The organism is Tissierella pigra (assembly GCF_009695605.1).
Taxonomy (GTDB): domain Bacteria; phylum Bacillota; class Clostridia; order Tissierellales; family Tissierellaceae; genus Tissierella; species Tissierella pigra.
The window spans coordinates 1-2,312 of sequence record NZ_VUNQ01000100.1 but is presented as its reverse complement, the minus strand read 5'-3'; the positions used below and the strand labels follow the sequence as shown (position 1 = coordinate 2,312).

At 27.8% G+C, this 2,312-nt stretch carries 2 protein-coding genes; both read right to left on the bottom strand.

Annotated features, from left to right (window positions below; all coding sequences use genetic code 11):
* Positions 1 to 466: 466 nt before the first annotated feature.
* Entirely contained in the window at positions 467 to 1,189 is a 723-nt protein-coding gene (locus tag FYJ83_RS19465; protein ID WP_154443130.1) for an ABC transporter ATP-binding protein, read from the bottom strand.
* 11 nt (positions 1,190 to 1,200) lie between these two features.
* Positions 1,201 to 2,312 (bottom strand): hypothetical protein (locus FYJ83_RS19460; RefSeq protein WP_229768672.1); only part of this gene is annotated, 1,112 nt, incomplete at its 5' end.

Below are 2,312 nucleotides of genomic sequence, written 5' to 3'. Positions count from 1 at the left end.
TTCATTTCCATGGAATACAGGTATGTATATCTGCAATAATATAAAAGTCAAAAAAAGGATAAACACTTTAAAAAACTTAATCCTTTTAGAATAATGGGAATTAATTTTATAAAGTTCTTTCAATATATTCACTCCCTATTGTAGATAGTAAAATGTATTTTTATATTAAATAGATTTAATATTATATATATGGCTATAGCTTGTCTCTATAATATAGTTTTATTCTATCATCACTTTAGATTGTTATCAATTTATTGTTTTCGACATATTTCGCATATTCTGATGTATCTAATATGTATATTCATAGTAAAAAAGCATATTAAAAAAGAGTTCAGAAATCGATCACTTTCTAAACTCCTTTTCTTTTATTAAGAGCTATTTATTTTGAAACAGCCCCTCAATTGATGTTTTTCAGATTTGTATTGTACTGACATCTTTTGAATTTTAGGGTTTTCTACTTACCTAATTAGTTTGCCAACATCTGTTCGTAATGTTTTTCCACTACTTCTATTATATTTTTCAACTTAACACTTTGGGATAGTCCTCTTAAATCTATTTCTGTCTCAAATTTGCCATCATATAAATATAACATCTTATCTGCATAGGAAGCTATTTGTGGACTATGGGTAATCATAACTATTGTATATCCTTCCTTATGAATATCTCTAAAGATTTCCATTATCTCTCTTGAAGCTCTAGCATCTAATGAAGCCGTTGGTTCATCTGCTAATATTATATTTCTATTTCCTGCCAATGCTCTTGCTATGGCTACTCTTTGCTTTTGTCCTCCACTTAATTTGGCTATTTCTTTATTCTTTAATTCCAATATATTTAATTTTTCAAGTAATTGGTTGATTTCATCATCTTTTACCTGGGGATTTATTAATTTTATGTTTTCATATACACTTAAAAAATCTATTAGTTGAAAATCTTGAAATATCATTCCAAGCTGTTCTCTTCTAATCTTTGTAAGAGAAGCTATGTCTTCTTTATGTAAAGCCACATCATTTAAATATACTTCTCCTTCGTACCCTTGTAGTATTCCAGATATTATATTCAAAAATGTTGTTTTACCACATCCACTTTCTCCCATGATTACTATAAAATCACCTTGCTCTATTTTTGATGTCATATTCTCTAAAACCACTAAATCATCATATTGCTGTTTATCAATCCTTATATTATACATACTTCTTCCTCCTATTTTATGACTTCCATTATTTCATACATATGGTCTGATAAAGTTGATGATAACATTAGATATATCACAAGACCTAAAACAGTTCCTATGGCAAGGGTAGATATATTTAAATAACTAAAAGCCTTCTTCATATCTGCACTATCTGCTCCCATATTGTAATAAGCTTTTATATTATTCCTTTGAGTCAATTCATCATCTGATTTTTTAGCACCATAGATTATGAGTAACAATATTAAGTAACATAATAATGTTGTTCTCATCATTATTTTAGATACCATTGTACTTAATTCTCCTAAATCATTTAGTCTCATTTTTCCATTATTAACACTAAAATAAGCAACATCTCCAGTTTCCTTATATTCCTCAAGTTTTTCTATTGTTTCCATCTTTTTTTCTTCGTTATCAAATACCATCATAATATTATAAAAACCTTCAGAATCTATACCCCTTCTAAAAAATGATAGGTGATTTTTTACCATTTTAAATCGTTCTTCTCCTGGTAACAAATATACAGTATTCATATCATTTGAAAATATATTTGTTATGCCAGAAATTGGATATACTGCTGGTACACTTGAATTTAGCTCCTCAGGTATAAGCTGACAATAGGAATTGGTATCAAGGTTTAATTTTTTTGCTATGGAATTAGAAATTACAACATCAAATCCAAATTGTTCATCTTTTACCTTTTCTAAATAGTCTTCATTATAACGGAATTTTAAGTATGGATATTTTTCAATATAGTCTCCCCATGTATCAGTTGACCTTGATAAGGACCCAATTTTAGGCTCCTTAAAAAACTTATCCACTTCTCCATAAAACATAGCCACATTGACTACCATTGATTTAACAATTAAATCTTCTCCATTATTTTCTGAATAAATATGGGATAATAGACTTTCTCTGTTTACAGTCAAACCCCCTGTAGATTCAGCACCTTCTATTATATCTGTGACAACTTTAGCCTTTGCATTTGCATATACATCATATTTAAATACATTTGAATTTAAGTATATATCTTTCATAGTATTGATATTTCCATTGATTATAAATAATGAACTTCCTATTACTAGGACAATTAATGATAATAAAATATATTTGGATATATTTA